The organism is Pseudomonas sp. 30_B, from assembly GCF_017491605.1.
GTDB lineage: Bacteria > Pseudomonadota > Gammaproteobacteria > Pseudomonadales > Pseudomonadaceae > Pseudomonas.
In genome coordinates, this window is sequence record NZ_JAFGYY010000020.1 from 25,854 (window position 1) to 39,739 (window position 13,886).

At 65.9% G+C, this 13,886-nt stretch carries 17 protein-coding genes; 10 read left to right on the forward strand and 7 right to left on the reverse strand.

From position 1 onward, the window contains the following. The first annotated feature begins 274 nt into the window (after nt 1-274). Complete coding sequence (locus J5M67_RS20310; protein WP_207887123.1) at nt 275-736, forward strand: bacteriohemerythrin; 462 nt, start codon at nt 275-277, stop codon at nt 734-736. A 99-nt stretch (nt 737-835) separates the two neighbouring features. After that, nucleotides 836-1,684 carry a cache domain-containing protein gene (locus tag J5M67_RS20315; RefSeq protein WP_207887124.1) on the forward strand — a complete coding sequence of 283 codons (849 nt, stop codon included), beginning with the start codon at nt 836-838 and terminating at the stop codon, nt 1,682-1,684. 56 nt (nt 1,685-1,740) lie between these two features. Here the strand turns inward: J5M67_RS20315 and folE are convergent, their stop codons facing one another. From folE to J5M67_RS20335, 4 genes are all read right to left on the reverse strand, one after another. Beyond that, complete coding sequence (gene folE / locus J5M67_RS20320; protein ID WP_024765420.1) at nt 1,741-2,286, reverse strand: GTP cyclohydrolase I FolE; 546 nt, start codon at nt 2,284-2,286, stop codon at nt 1,741-1,743. A 132-nt stretch (nt 2,287-2,418) separates the two neighbouring features. Next, nucleotides 2,419-2,976 carry a Smr/MutS family protein gene (locus J5M67_RS20325; RefSeq protein WP_207887125.1) on the reverse strand — a complete coding sequence of 186 codons (558 nt, stop codon included), beginning with the start codon at nt 2,974-2,976 and terminating at the stop codon, nt 2,419-2,421. Between the two features lie 79 nt (nt 2,977-3,055). Further along, complete coding sequence (locus J5M67_RS20330) at nt 3,056-3,376, reverse strand: hypothetical protein (RefSeq protein WP_207887126.1); 321 nt, start codon at nt 3,374-3,376, stop codon at nt 3,056-3,058. Between the two features lie 170 nt (nt 3,377-3,546). Further along, entirely contained in the window at nt 3,547-4,143 is a 597-nt protein-coding gene (locus J5M67_RS20335) for a cysteine hydrolase family protein (protein ID WP_207887127.1), read from the reverse strand. Between the two features lie 178 nt (nt 4,144-4,321). Here J5M67_RS20335 and prmB point away from each other — a divergent pair, with 178 nt between their 5' ends. Continuing rightward, a complete protein-coding gene (gene prmB, locus J5M67_RS20340; protein WP_207887128.1) occupies nt 4,322-5,236 on the forward strand; it encodes a 50S ribosomal protein L3 N(5)-glutamine methyltransferase in 915 nt (304 codons plus the stop codon). Between the two features lie 137 nt (nt 5,237-5,373). Here the strand turns inward: prmB and J5M67_RS20345 are convergent, their stop codons facing one another. Both J5M67_RS20345 and J5M67_RS20350 read right to left on the reverse strand, forming a co-directional pair. Next, nucleotides 5,374-6,159, reverse strand: coding sequence for a hypothetical protein (locus J5M67_RS20345; RefSeq protein ID WP_207887129.1), 786 nt, complete (start codon nt 6,157-6,159; stop codon nt 5,374-5,376). A 46-nt stretch (nt 6,160-6,205) separates the two neighbouring features. Beyond that, nucleotides 6,206-7,237: an alpha/beta hydrolase gene (locus J5M67_RS20350; protein WP_207887130.1), complete on the reverse strand. Its 1,032-nt coding sequence runs from the start codon at nt 7,235-7,237 to the stop codon at nt 6,206-6,208. A 121-nt stretch (nt 7,238-7,358) separates the two neighbouring features. Here J5M67_RS20350 and aroC point away from each other — a divergent pair, with 121 nt between their 5' ends. From aroC to J5M67_RS20380, 6 genes are all read left to right on the forward strand, one after another. Further along, nucleotides 7,359-8,450 (forward strand): chorismate synthase, encoded by a 1,092-nt coding sequence (gene aroC / locus J5M67_RS20355; protein WP_207887131.1) that lies wholly within the window; start codon nt 7,359-7,361, stop codon nt 8,448-8,450. Nucleotides 8,451-8,505: 55 nt separating this feature from the next. Continuing rightward, nucleotides 8,506-9,717 (forward strand): MFS transporter, encoded by a 1,212-nt coding sequence (locus J5M67_RS20360; protein ID WP_207887132.1) that lies wholly within the window; start codon nt 8,506-8,508, stop codon nt 9,715-9,717. Nucleotides 9,718-9,792: 75 nt separating this feature from the next. Next, nucleotides 9,793-10,419, forward strand: a complete 627-nt coding sequence (locus tag J5M67_RS20365; protein ID WP_207887133.1) for a methylthioribulose 1-phosphate dehydratase — start codon at nt 9,793-9,795, stop codon at nt 10,417-10,419. A gap of 28 nt (nt 10,420-10,447) precedes the next feature. Further along, nucleotides 10,448-10,993: an acireductone dioxygenase gene (locus J5M67_RS20370; RefSeq protein WP_207887134.1), complete on the forward strand. Its 546-nt coding sequence runs from the start codon at nt 10,448-10,450 to the stop codon at nt 10,991-10,993. A 154-nt stretch (nt 10,994-11,147) separates the two neighbouring features. Next, nucleotides 11,148-11,828 carry an acireductone synthase gene (gene mtnC, locus J5M67_RS20375; protein WP_207887135.1) on the forward strand — a complete coding sequence of 227 codons (681 nt, stop codon included), beginning with the start codon at nt 11,148-11,150 and terminating at the stop codon, nt 11,826-11,828. A gap of 73 nt (nt 11,829-11,901) precedes the next feature. After that, entirely contained in the window at nt 11,902-12,090 is a 189-nt protein-coding gene (locus tag J5M67_RS20380; protein ID WP_207887189.1) for a PLD nuclease N-terminal domain-containing protein, read from the forward strand. A 605-nt stretch (nt 12,091-12,695) separates the two neighbouring features. On the opposite strand, the gene J5M67_RS20385 is transcribed toward J5M67_RS20380, so the two are convergent. Continuing rightward, nucleotides 12,696-13,223 (reverse strand): dihydrofolate reductase family protein, encoded by a 528-nt coding sequence (locus tag J5M67_RS20385; RefSeq protein WP_207887136.1) that lies wholly within the window; start codon nt 13,221-13,223, stop codon nt 12,696-12,698. A gap of 67 nt (nt 13,224-13,290) precedes the next feature. Here J5M67_RS20385 and J5M67_RS20390 point away from each other — a divergent pair, with 67 nt between their 5' ends. After that, nucleotides 13,291-13,869, forward strand: coding sequence for a helix-turn-helix domain-containing protein (locus J5M67_RS20390; protein WP_207887137.1), 579 nt, complete (start codon nt 13,291-13,293; stop codon nt 13,867-13,869). The last annotated feature ends 17 nt before the right edge of the window (nt 13,870-13,886 follow it).

Below are 13,886 nucleotides of genomic sequence, written 5' to 3' on the forward strand. Positions count from 1 at the left end.
CCGTGAAGCGGCGTTTTTGTTCATGTCGACATGCCCCCTGTAGGAGCGCCCCATGGGCGCGATCGCGGGCATGGCCCGCTCCTACAGGGATGGGCTTCATGCGGCTTTCGTCTAAAAAGCGCCAAATATCATGGCCTTAGGCCAATTTCACTTGACCCGCATCATGATGGCTTCGCTTCGCCCTCTCTAACCTTGCCCGGCTGCATGCGGTCGATCTGATGTGGCCGGGTGCGAGTGGCAGGCAGTGTCGTCGCCCGGCGGTTGAGGGGGAAAGATGGCCTATCTGGTCTGGCAGGACGATCTCGATACCGGGATTCAGGTAATCGATACGCAGCACAAGCGCATCGTCGAAATGATCAACCAGCTGCACGACGCACAGGCCCAGCACGACCGGGCGCTGCTGGGTAGCGTGATCGAGGAGCTGGTCGACTACACCCTGTCGCATTTCGCCTTCGAGGAGACCCTGCTGGAGGATTCCGGCTACCTGTTCACCCGCGCCCACAAGAAGGTGCACGAGCTGTTCATCAAGCGGGTCTCCGATTACCGCATGCGCTTCGAGTCCGGCGAGGATGTGGCCGATGAACTCAAGGGGCTGCTGGGCCGCTGGCTGTTCAATCACATCCGCAGCGACGACGCCAACTACGTGGAGTCGGTGAAGTCCAGCATGCAGGAACTGACCCGCGACCAGGGCCAGGGAGGCTGGCTGTCGCGTTCGATGAAGCGCTTCTTCGGCTGAATCATCAGGGATATCGGCCTATTCGCGACGCGAACCCCCAAAGGCTATCTATGCTCAGTGCTACATAACGACGAGATAGGCCATTGGGGGTTCATCGGTATGAAAACGCTGTTGAAATCGCTTTTGCTGGTTTCCCTGTTGACGTCTTCCTTCTCCCTGTTCGCCGCCCAGGCCACCGCTCCGAGCGAGGCCAAGCGCGCCCAGGCCTTGCTGGCCAAGGCGGTGAACTACTACAAGAAGGAAGGAGACAAGGCCTTTGCGGCGTTCAGCCGCCAGGGCGAGTTCGTCGATGGTGATCTCTACGTCTTCGTGGTGGACAGCAAGGGCACCATGCTCGCCAGCGGCGGGCCCTCGGTGGTGCTGATCGGCCGCGACGTATCGACGACGCTCGATCCCGCCCTGCGCGAACAGTTCGCCAAAACGCTCGCCCAGCCGGCGACCGGCAAGGTGCAGCAGGCGGACTACCGCTGGAAGAACTGGGCCGATGGCCGCGTCGAGCGCAAGCATGTGTACTACGAGCGGGTGGGTGACCGTTTCATCGCCACTGGCTACTACCTGCCGCGCGCCACACCGGAGCGGGCGGTGGCGATGCTGGACAAGGCGGTGAAAGCCATCGAGGCTGATCCTGAGGGTACCTTCCGCAAGATCAACGCGCTCGATAGCAGCTTCATCGAGGACGATCTCTACGTGTTCGCCGTCGATCTCGATACCTCGAAGTTCGTCGCCCACGGCTTCAACAGCCGCATGGTCGGCACCGACTTCGCCTCGCTGAAGGACCCGGGCGGCAACCCGGTCGGCCCCGCCATGCTGGATCTGGCGAAGGTCAAGGGGGAGGGGGAATTCGAATACCAGTGGCGCAACCCGGTGACCACCCAGGTGGAGCACAAGCACGCCTTCCTGCGCAAGGTCGGCCACTACATGGTTGCGGTGGGTTACTACACCCGCTGATCGATTCGCACAAAAAACCGGCCCGAGGGCCGGTTTTTTCATGGCGGCGCTTCGCCTCAGCGGATCAGGCTGAGGAACTCGCTGCGGGTGGCGGCGTTCTCGCGGAACTCGCCGAGCATCACCGAGGTGACCATCGAGGAGTTCTGCTTCTCCACGCCGCGCATCATCATGCACATGTGCTTGGCCTCGATCACCACGGCCACGCCCAGCGCGCCGGTGACCTGCTGCACGGCCTCGGCGATCTGCCGCGACATGTTTTCCTGGATCTGCAGGCGACGGGCGTACATGTCGACGATGCGCGCGACCTTGGACAGGCCCAGCACCTTGCCGTTGGGGATGTAGGCGACGTGGGCCTTGCCGATGAAGGGCAGCAGGTGGTGTTCGCACAGCGAGTAGAGCTCGATGTCCTTGACCAGCACCATTTCGCTGTTGTCGGAGCTGAACAGGGCGCCGTTGACGATCTCCTCCAGCGTCTGCTGGTAGCCACGGCAGAGATACTGCATGGCTTTGGCGGCACGCTTGGGCGTATCGACCAGACCTTCGCGGGTGACGTCCTCACCGAGCTGGCTGAGGATCGCGGAGTAGTTTTGTTCCAGGGACATGGATCTACCTGTGGCAATGACAAATATGAGAACCGTGGCGCAGGGTAGGGCGCGCGGCCTTGGCTGGCAAGGGTGGAGTGCCGGTTGGCGCGTTATGCCTGCCCGGCTGGCGCCCATCGCTGCCCGGCCGGATTACTCGTCGCGGCCTTCGAGCATGGTGCGCCGCAGCATCACGTAGATGGCGCCGGTGCCGCCGTGGCGCGGCAGGCAGGAGGCGAAGCCGAGCACCTGCGGGTGCTGCCGCAGCCAGGTATTCACGTGGCTCTTCATCATCGGGCTCTTGCCGTCGATGCGCGCGGCCTTGCCATGGGTGACGCGGACGCAGCGGACCTCGAAGCGGGTGGCTTCGGCAATGAAGTCCCAGAGGGTCTCGCGGGCCTTTTCGATCTTCATGCCGTGCAGGTCGAGGCTGCCCTCGAAGCCGATCTGGCCGGCCTTGAGCTTGCGCATCTGGCCTTCCTGGACGCCGTCGCGGGCCCAGTAGAGTTCGTCCTCGGGGCCGACGTCGATGACGAACTGGTCGGAGAGGCCGTCCACGCGGATGTTCTCGACGCGCACGGTCGCGTTCTGCCGCAGTTCCTTGAGTTGCTTGCGGTCGGCCTTGGGCTTGCCGGTATCGGCCTGGTCCACGGTGATGCGCTTGACGCCACGCATCTCGCGGGCGAATTGGGAAAAGTCGTCGTCTTGCATGCGCACCTCCTCGAAGAGCCGCGCAGTGTAGCGGATCGGGTCCGTCCTACGGAACTTCGCAGCGCCGCTGCGCGGGTGGTCAGTCGCGCTTCTTCATCAGCCGTGGCGACAGGCTCAGGCCCTCGCGGCCGCGTGCCCGACGGCGGGCGGCGCGCCAGAACATCACGCCCAGCCACAGGCCGAGCAGGCCGATGACCAGCAGGACGGCGCCGGCGCCCGGCTCGATGTGCAGCACGCCCACGGCGGGCTGGCGACGCAACAGCGCGGCGACGCCGGCCATCGTCGAAAGAATGCCCAGGGTGGCGATCACCGCGGCCAGGGCGGCGGCGAAGCGCCAGCGCCAGCGTCCCGGGCGTTTGGGACGCAGGGAGCGCGAATTGAAACTATCGGACAACTTCATCCCGACTTCCTCATCTGCTGAACGAGGCTATGACCGGTCAGGGTTGGAGGGGTTCCAACCCCGGGGTCGGGAAGCGCGGCGGGCCCGGCTCCCGCCGAACCACGGGCTCTGCGCCTTAGCTGAGCCTAACCGCTGGCGGTTGTCGCTGCCGCCCGTCGGGACGGACGGTGTCAGACCAGAGCCTGGGCCTGCGACACCACCGCCGCGAAGTTGTCGCCCAGGGCGGCGATCTCGGCGCGATGCAGGTCGCGGGCGGCCAGCACACCGCCTTCCGGGGTGGGGATGTCGCGGGTGGCGCAGGCGGCGTCCACCAGGGTGCAGCGGTAACCGTAGTCCTTGGCGGCGCGCACGGTGGTGCTGATGCTCGAGTGGGTCATGAAGCCGCAGACGATCACGTCGAGACGGCCGTTGGCCTGCAGGCGGTCATGCAGATCGGTGCCGGCGAAGGCGTTCGGCAGGCGCTTGTCCACCACCACTTCGCCCGGCAGCGGGGCGAGCTCGGGGAGGAACTGGCCACGCGGGCCTTGCGGGTCGAGTACGCCACCGCGCACGCCCAGGTGATGCACATGGACGATCGGGGTGCCCATGGCCCGGGCCGTCTCCAGCAGCAGGCGGATCTGCGCCACCGCCGCATCCAGGTCCGGCAGGGCCAGCACGCCGCTGCGGTACTCTTCCTGGGCATCGATGATCAACAGGGTGCTCTGGCGCAGCGCGGCCGGCGGATACCCGCGTCCACTGATCTGCAGCATGCTGAGCGGATGGGACATGTCTCAACTCCTGAATTTCCACGTGCCACCATTGTGGGCTGTAACGCGCCCCCTGTGAATCTTTGCGAACTCGCTCCAAAGTGGTATTGGCAAGAACAACGATAGCTGGTCAGGGCGCCCCAGCGGGTCGCTGTTCCGGTAGAATGCGCCCCTTTTTGCGAGCTGCGAGGACTGCGCCGTGACAGAATCCCGTTTGCTGACCCTGCGTGACCACATCCGCTGGGCGGTCAGCCGTTTCCACGCCGAGGAGCTGTTCTTCGGGCATGGCACCGACAACGCCTGGGACGAGGCACGTCAACTCGTGCTGGGCGCGCTGCATCTGCCATGGGAAGTGGCCGATGCCTACCTGGATTGCCGCCTGGAGGACGAGGAACGCGAGTACCTGATGCACCTGCTGCGCCGGCGCATCGAAGAGCGCGTACCCACCGCCTACCTGCTGGGCGAGGCCTGGTTCTGCGGGCTGCCGTTCGTGATCGACGAGCGCGTGCTGGTGCCGCGCTCACCCATCGCCGAACTGATCGAGCGCCGCTTCGAGCCCTGGCTGGCGGATGATCCGGCGCGCATCCTCGACCTCTGCACCGGTTCGGGCTGCATCGGCATCGCCTGCGCCAGCGCCTTCCCCGATGCCGAGGTGGTGCTGGGCGACCTGTCCTTCGATGCCCTGGAAGTGGCCAACATCAATATCGAGCGCCACGAGCTGGGTGAGCGCGTCTACACCGTGCAGGGCGACGGCTTCTCCGGCCTGCCGGGGCAGCGCTTCGACCTGATCGTGTCCAATCCGCCCTATGTCGATGCCGAAGACTTCGCCGACATGCCGGCCGAATACCACCACGAGCCGGCGCTGGGCCTGGCCTGCGGCGACGATGGCCTGGACCTGGTACGGCGCATGCTGGCCGAGGCGGCGGACCACCTGACCGAACGCGGCAGCCTGATCGTCGAGGTGGGCAACAGCCAGGTCCACGTGGCGGCGCTCTATCCGGAGGTGGACTTCACCTGGCTTGAGTTCGAGTACGGCGGGCATGGAGTGTTCCTGTTGTCGGCGCAGCAGTGCCGGGAGCATCAGGCGCTATTCAAGTCCCGCGTCAAAGCCTGAGTCCGAGCGGGCTTCAGCCAATCGCGGACGAAGTCCGCTCCTACGCGAGGGTGAGCTTTGGGTAGGAGCGGACTACGTCCGCGATCGCTCGACGCCACCTCGGACGTAGCCGGGGCACGGTTGCGGCATGCTACGCCTCAGTGCGTGGCAATCCAGATCAACAACCCCGCCTGGAACACCGCGAACACCGTCAGGCAGCCGATGGTGAAGCGCAGGCTGGTGTCGTCGCGGCGGAAGGTTTCGATGCGCTGCTCCAGGCGACGGATTTCGTTGGCCTGGGTGGCGAGGTTCTGGTCGGCCTGTTCGAGCGTCGCGGCGGCATCCAGCAGCGGCAGGATCTGCACCTTCTCCTTGTGCCAATCGTCGTACAGCTCGCTGACCCGCCCTGCGTGATAGCGCGCCTTGAGCAGTCGCGAATCCTCGTAGATCACGTCGAAGCCCTGGGCGCGGAGGAAGTGGTCGCGGCGCTGGCGGGCCTCTTCGTTCATGGCGTCCTTCATCGCCAGCGCGCCACCCTCGACCCGGTAGTGCGCCCATTTCTTCTTTGCCCAGGCCACGCCCTGGGCCAGCAGGAAGCGGCCCAGGCCCCGGTTCATCGGTTCGGTGGCGAAGCCTGAGTCGGCACCGAAGCGGATTTCCTTGTTGCGGTGGTCCGCCCAGACCTCCAGCAGGTTCACTTCCTTGCGCAGCACCTGGCCGGGCACTTGCACGGTCAGGCGCAGCAGGCTCTGCTCGGCGTTGTGGCGTTCGACCCGTCCGAGCTGGACGAAACGCAGCGGGCGCGCGCCGGTAGTGCGGTCGGTAGGCAGCGGCGCCAGGCGCAGCAGGCGGTAGTGCTCCGGGCCCAGTTCCGCCCACGGATGATGGCGGGCAGCGCTCTGGGCGGCACTTTCGTCGACGGAAGTGGGTTCGGCTTGGCTCATGGGGCGATCCTCGAGCCCGGAGGGCGTGGCCGGGCTGTACCGAGAGTTATCGACGGATCGCGGCGTTTCTTGAGACGTCCGCTCCAGATGATGCGAGGGTGGCGTCGGGGAGGGTGCGGGTGGTCTTCACGAAGGCGACGATGCGCTGCACCAGTTCCCGCGCCAAGGGCAGGTTGGGGTTGTTGTAGGAGGCCAGTTGCTGTGGGCCGCTGGCCGGGACGATGCGCAGTATGTGGTTCATGCCGTCGATCAGGTACAGCTGGCTGTCGGGCTTGGCCTGCTTGAGCGCCAGGGCGTCTTCCTCGCCGACCTGGATGTCGTGGCGGCCCTGGAGGATCAGCGTCGGCATCTTCAGCGCGGCGAAGGCGCGGGCCGGGTCCTGGCGGAACAGCGAAATCAGGTAGGGCTGCACGCTGGGGCGGAACAGCGCGAGCAACGGCTGCGGCACCCGCGGTTGCAACTGGCCGGCGTTGAGACCGTCGATCAGCTGGCTGGCCTGGGCCAGCAGGGGTGGCGGCAGGCGACCCTGCAACTGCTCGCGCAGCACCTCGCCGATGGGGCGGGAACTGCCGGAAATCGACACCAGTTCGTCGGCATGGGACGCCGGGGCCGCGAGGCTGGCGATCAACGCGCCTTCGCTGTGGCCGATCAGTACCTGGCGGCCGAAGCGCGGGTCGCGCGCCAGCCTGTCGCTCCAGGCGACCACGTCGGCGACGTAGCCTTCGACGCTGAGTTCTTCCTCCCGTGGCGCCGCCGGCAAGCTGCGGGCCACGCCGCGCTTGTCGTAGCGCACGCTGGCGATGCCGTTTTCCGCCAGCGCCTCGGCCAGCTTGCGCAGGTAGGCGTTCTGGCCGCCCTCGGGGTTGTTGCCGTCGCGGTCGGTGGGGCCGGAGCCGGCGATCAGCAGGGCGACCGGCGGCGGGGTGGCGCTCTGCGGCAACAGCAGGGTGCCGCGCAGCACGCCGTGGCCGGTGTCCAGGTCATAGGGACGCTGCAGGATGCTGCTGGGTGCGGCGTGGACGGTCGAACCGAGGAGGCCGGCGAACAGGCAGAGACAGAGGAGGGCGAGACGGCGCATCGAAGACTTCAGGCGGGGGTGATGGCGCTTTGACTCTCCCTGTTGCGGAAGGTTCGCAGGGCGGATTGACGCAGGTATACTGCTCGGCCTTTTCGATCCCCTGTCTTCCGCGGAGCCTCGCATGTCCGGCAACACCTACGGCAAGCTGTTCACCGTCACCACCGCTGGCGAAAGCCACGGCCCGGCGCTGGTCGCCATCGTCGACGGCTGCCCGCCCGGCCTGGAGATTTCCCTGGAAGACCTGCAGCGCGACCTGGACCGCCGCAAGCCCGGCACCAGCCGCCACACCACCCAGCGCCAGGAAGCCGACGAGGTGGAAATCCTCTCCGGCGTGTTCGAGGGCAAGACCACCGGCACCCCGATCGGCCTGCTGATCCGCAACACCGACCAGAAGTCCAAGGACTACTCGGCGATCAAGGACCTGTTCCGCCCGGCCCACGCCGACTACACCTACCACCACAAGTACGGCATCCGTGACTACCGTGGCGGCGGCCGTTCCTCTGCGCGCGAGACCGCCATGCGCGTGGCCGCCGGCGCCATCGCCAAAAAGGTGCTGGCAGGCATGGGTATCACGGTGCGCGGCTACATGAGCCAGCTCGGCCCGATCGAAATCCCCTTCAAGACCTGGGACAGCGTCGAAGACAATGCCTTCTTCAGCCCCGACCCGGACAAGGTGCCGGAGCTGGAGGCCTACATGGACCAGCTGCGCCGCGACCAGGACTCGGTCGGCGCGAAGATCACCGTGGTCGCCGAAGGCGTGCCGCCGGGCCTGGGCGAGCCGATCTTCGACCGCCTGGACGCCGAACTGGCCCACGCGCTGATGAGCATCAACGCGGTGAAGGGCGTGGAAATCGGCGCCGGCTTCGCCAGTGTCGCCCAGCGCGGCACCGAGCACCGCGACGAGCTGACCCCGGAAGGCTTCCTGTCCAACAATGCCGGCGGCATCCTTGGCGGCATTTCCAGCGGCCAGCCGATCATCGCCCACCTGGCGCTCAAGCCGACCTCCAGCATCACCACTCCCGGCCGTTCCATCGACGTCGACGGCAACCCGGTGGACGTGATCACCAAGGGCCGCCACGACCCATGCGTGGGCATCCGCGCCACCCCCATCGCCGAGGCGATGATGGCCATCGTGCTGCTCGACCACCTGCTGCGTCACCGTGCGCAGAACGCCGACGTGAAGGTTGGCACCCCGGTCCTCGGCCAGCTTTGACCGACCTGAACCTTCCGCGCGCCGGCCGGCTCGCGGAAGGCTCGTCGCGCCGCCGATGACGCAGGTTCCCTACTGGCGGCTGTCCAGTTTCTACTTCTTCTACTTCTGCCTGCTGGGCGGGACGGCGCCGTTCCTCGCGCTGTATTTCCATCACCTGGGCTTCTCCAGCGCGCGCATCGGCGAGCTGGTCGCCATTCCCATGCTGATGCGCTGCGTGGCGCCGAACCTGTGGGGCTGGCTGGGCGACCGCAGCGGCCAGCGGCTGGCCATCGTGCGCTTCGGCGCGGTTTGCACGGCGCTGTGTTTCGCCGGCATCTTCCTCGGCCACAGCTACGCCTGGCTGGCACTGGTGATGGCCGGGCATGCGTTCTTCTGGCATGCGGTGCTGCCGCAGTTCGAAGTGATCACCCTGGTGCACCTGAGCGGGCGCACCGAAAGCTACAGCCGCATCCGCTTGTGGGGCTCCATCGGCTTCATCTGCACCGTGGTCGGCCTGGGCTGGCTGTTCGAGCGCGCCAGCCTGGATACCTACCCGCTGGCGCTGCTGGCGATCATGCTCGGCATCATTGGCGCGAGTTGCTGGGTGCCGAATGCTCAACCCCCGGCGCGCCACGACGAGGCCAGCGCCGGCGGTTTTCTCCAGCAACTGCTCAAGCCCGGTGTGCTCGCCTTCTATCTATGCGTGTGCCTGATGCAGTTGTCCCATGGCCCGTACTACACCTTCCTGACCCTGCACCTGGAAGCGCTCGGTTACGCGCGCGGGCTGATCGGCCAGCTCTGGGCGCTCGGCGTGGTGGCCGAGGTGCTGCTGTTCCTGGTCATGCCGCGCCTGCTCCAGCGCTTTTCCCTGCGCCAGGTGCTGGCGGCGAGTTTCCTGCTGGCGGGCTTGCGCTGGCTGCTGCTGGGCACGCTGGCCGGGCATCTGCCGGTGCTGCTGTTCGCCCAGTTGTTGCACGCCGCCACCTTCGGCAGCTTCCACGCCGCCGCAATTCATTTCGTCCAGCGCAGCTTCCAGGCGCGCCAGCAGGGGCAGGGCCAGGCGCTCTATGCTGCTCTGGCCGGCACCGGCGGCGCGCTCGGCGCGCTTTACTCCGGCTACAGCTGGGGTAGCCTTGGCCCGGCCTGGACTTTCGCCATTGCGAGCGTGGCCGCGCTGGCCGCCGCCTTCATCATCTGGACCCGTCTGAAAGCCTGTTCAGGATCTCGCGAGCTAGAGCAGAGCAAGGCAAAAACAGGCGAGAAAGCGCAGTTTACAGTTGGTAAATGAGCATTTTGAGCTTGTTTTTAACGCAGCTCTGCCGACGCGCAGCAGATCGTTAACAGGCTTTGAACGAGGACCCGCATGAACGACACCCGCGAACAATTGACCCTGCAGATCATCGAAGCCGGGCGCTTCCTCTATGGCCGCGGCTGGTCGCCGGCCACCAGCAGCAACTACTCGGCGCGCCTGGCTGCCGACCGCGCGCTGCTCACCGTTTCCGGCAAGCACAAGGGCCAGTTGGGCGTCGATGACGTGCTGGAAACCGATCTGGCCGGCAACAGCCTGGAGCCGGGCAAGAAGCCTTCGGCAGAAACCCTGCTGCACACCCAGCTCTACGCCTGGCGCGCGGAGATCGGCGCGGTGCTGCACACCCATTCGGTCAACGCCACCGTGCTGTCGCGCCTGACCGTCGGCGACCGCCTGGAGCTGGAAGACTATGAGCTGCAGAAAGCCTTCGCCGGCGTCACCACCCACGAAGGCCGTGTGACGGTGCCGATCTTCGACAACGACCAGGACATCGCCCGCCTGGCCGCCAAGGTGCAGCCCTGGCTGGATGCCCATCCGGACTGCCCCGGTTACCTGATCCGCGGCCACGGCCTGTACACTTGGGGGCCACGCATGGCCGATGCCCTGCGCCAGATCGAAGCCTTCGAATTCCTCTTCGAATGCGAACTGAAAGTACTGAGCCTTCGCGGCGGCACGCGCTGAGCGAATCCGACGACCTGAGGAAGCGACCATGAGCAGCCTGACCGTCTACCACGAATCCAATCCCGAGCAGCCACTGAAGCTGCTGACCCATGCCGAGGATATCGCCTCGACCCTGATCGACGTTGGCGTGCGCTTCCAGCGCTGGGCGGCCAACGCGCCCATCGCCCCCGGCGCCAGCCAGGAAGAGGTGATCGCCGCCTACCAGCACGAGATTCGTCGGCTGCAGGACGAGGAGGGCTACGTCACCGTGGACGTGGTCAGCCTGAATGCCGATCACCCGCAGAAGGACGAACTGCGCGCCAAGTTCCTCGACGAACACCGCCATGGCGAGGACGAAGTTCGCTTCTTCGTCGCCGGGCGCGGCCTGTTCACCCTGCACATCGAGGACCATGTCTACGCCGTGCTGTGCGAGAAGAACGACCTGATCTCGGTGCCCGCCGGTACCCGCCACTGGTTCGACATGGGTGAGCGGCCGCACTTCGTGGCCATCCGCCTGTTCAACAATGCCGAGGGCTGGGTCGCGAAGTTCACCGGCGACGAGATCGCCAAGCGGTTTCCGTTGCTGGAAGACTAAACGCGTTAGTCACTGCATTGCAGGGCGTCCCTTGCTCTTCGTAGGAGCGAGCTTGCTCGCGAACAGATTCCGCAGCGGGGTCCCTTCGCGAGCAAGCTCGCTCCTACAGGATCACACCGTCCGCTTGTAGCAGCGGCGGGTCTTTGGAGTTTCCATGATCAAAGCCATCCTCACCGACATCGAAGGCACCACCAGCGCGGTCAGCTTCGTCTTCGACGTGCTCTTCCCCTATGCCGCCGCGCATCTGCCGGACTTCGTCCGCGAGCACGCCAGCGAGCCCTCCGTGGCCGAGCAACTGGCCGCCGTACGCGTCGACAGCGGCGAGGCGAGCGCCGACACCGAGCGCTGCATCGAAATCCTCCTGGGCTGGATCGCCGAAGACCGCAAGGCCACGCCGCTCAAGGCGTTGCAGGGCATGGTCTGGGAGCAGGGCTACCGCGCCGGCCAGCTCAAGGGCCACGTCTACCCGGACGCCGTGGACGCGCTGCGCCGCTGGCACGCCGAGGGCTACCAGCTGTACGTCTATTCCTCCGGCTCGATCCAGGCGCAGAAGCTGATCTTCGGCTGCTCCGAAGCGGGCGACCTGACGCCGCTGTTCTCCGGCTACTTCGACACCACCAGCGGGCCCAAGCGCGAGGCCGAGTCCTACCGCCGCATCGCCGCCGCCATCGGCCTGCCGGGCGAGGAAATCCTCTTCCTCTCCGACGTGGTGCAGGAGCTGGATGCCGCGCAGCAGGCGGGCATGCAGACCACCGGCCTGGCCCGCGAGGGTGGTGTGCTGGAAGGCCATGAAACAGTGGCGAGTTTCGCGCTGATCGACCCTGCGCGAGCCTGAACCGGCTCTCGCGCTGCGGGGGCGCGGGACGCTATCATATTCGGACCAACTTTCTCATAGAGGGATCTTGAATATGGGCTTCCTGCGCGACCTGATCGCCCTGGTCATCTTCGTCGTGGACATCTGGGCCATTCTCAATGTGGCGCGAAGCAATGCTGAGATTCCGAAGAAGATCATCTGGATTCTGGTGGTCGCCGTGCTGCCGGTGCTGGGGTTGATCGTCTGGGCGTTCGCCGGGCCGCGGAGCCAGGCACGGAGCTGAGTTTCACTTGTTTGTTCGGGCGCGCGGACATGCAAATGCCGCGCTCCCCGTAGGAGCGGGCCATGCCCGCGATGCTCTGGCTCTTCGTAGGGTGAATAACGCCTAAGACTTTATCCGTCGTTTGGGGGTTGGGTGTTTCTGCGCCGCTTCGGCGTGTGCTGAAGGTTTTTGTTTCGCCCCCTCGGGCGACCCACTTTGGCAAACGACGGATGGCCGCCCCACCCAAAGTGGGCAAAGGTCTTGCCCCTGTCATCCGGTTTTTCGCTTAGGCGAAAAATGCCCTCGCTCCATCGAAGTTTCAGGGGCCCGAACTAGGCGTCCCCCCGTCGAAGGGCCATCCCTGGCCCATCGCGGCTCTCGCGGCATCCATGCCGCTCAACCCCTGAAACTCCGATTCCACTCGGCCTCCTGAAGGGGCGCTCGGAGTGCGCGGATGTTTCACTGGAAGTCTTCAGAGCAAAACCCAAAGCCGGAGATATGGGCTCTTCGTAGGAGCGAGCTTGCTCGCGAACCGCACGGCACGGCATTCCCCGTAGGAGAGACGGGGGCGCCTAGCCCTTGTCCGCGAAATCCCTCCACCCACTCCGTAACAACCGGCTACCCCCTCAACCAAACCGATAATGCAACCGCACGCACCCGGGCTCGATGGTCTTCGCCGAGACCAGCGTCGGCGACACCCGCAACCCCGTGGCAGGGAAGAGCGGCACACCGCCGCCGATAATCTCCGGCATCACGTAGATTTCCAGCTCATCCAGCGCCCCGCGCTCCATGAAGGCCATCTGCAACTGGCCGCCGCCGAGCATCCACACGTCGCCATCGTCCAGCGCCCGCAGTTCCGCCACCAGCGCGTCGATATCGCTGCGGGTTTCCAGGGGGCCTTTCGGGTTCTCGATGGGGCGTGAGGTCACTACCAGCACCCGCTGTTCCCCATAAGCCCAGGGGCTGGGGTCGGCTTCGAGAAAGTCATAGGTGCCGCGCCCCATGACCAGAGTGCGGATGCGTTGGATGAACAGGTCGTAGTGGTGCTCGCCCAGTTCCAGCTTGTCGTGCTTGAACAACCAGTCCAGCCCGTGCTCCGGGGTGGCAATGTAGCCGTCGAGACTGCTGGCGATGTAGCCGAGAATCCTGGCCATGATGAATCTCCTCCGATAAGATTCGCCCAAATATATAAATGAATGTTCATTTATAAAAGGGGCTTGCATGGCACGAACCAAGACAGTCAGCGACGAAGCGATACTCGACGCCGCCATGGCGCTGATGGTGCGCGAAGGCCCGGAGGCGGTGACATTCGCTGCCGTGGGACGCGAAGTCGGGCTGTCCGCCGCGACTCTGGTGCAGCGCCACGCCACCAAGGCCGAGTTCCTGCGTGCGGTGTTGCTGCGGGCGTGGGACCAGCTCGATGCGCAGACCGCTCAGCTCGACGAGACTGCCGAGCTGAGCCCGGAAGGCGCGGTGCAGATGCTGGTGGCGATGTTCCCGGTGGGCGAGGGCGAGACCGATTACGCGGAAGGCCTGCTGATCCTGCGCGAGGACATGCACGATCCGCTGCTGCGCGAGCGCGGCGCGCAGTGGGGCGCGGCGCTGGCCGACGCGCTGGGGCGGCGACTGAGCGATGACCCGCAGAGGCAGCCGATACTCGGCCGGCTGATGGCCAGCCAGTGGCAGGGCGCGCAGTTGTGGTGGGCCTTCGAGCGCAAGGGCGACCCCGCCAGCGCCATTGGCGCCGAGTTGCGCCGTTGGTGCGAGGTCATGCTGGCCGGCGAAAGGCTTGCGGGATAGGGCGTGGCGGCGGAGAC